The following is a 216-nucleotide window of genomic DNA, read 5'->3' as shown; positions in this document are numbered from 1 at the left end:
AACCGCTATTGGTGCTAATTTCACCCTATGCGCCACATGTAGCCGAACAGCTTTACGCTTGTGTTGAATTTGGTAAATACATTCAGCCAGATGAATTACCAAATGATTATAAAGGTATTAGCGAAGTTGCATTTCCTAAGTTTGATGAAAGTTATTTAGTTGAAAGCAGTAAAAATTACCCAATTTCATTTAACGGTAAAATGCGTTTTACCATGG

General features: G+C 35.6%; 1 protein-coding gene. It reads left to right on the top strand.

What is annotated here, in order from left to right:
- On the top strand, positions 1-216 hold a 216-nt coding region (locus tag FUA24_RS01010; protein ID WP_148539675.1), incomplete at both ends, for a hypothetical protein.

The organism is Seonamhaeicola marinus (assembly GCF_008085455.1).
This window is presented reverse-complemented; position numbering and strand designations above follow the sequence as displayed.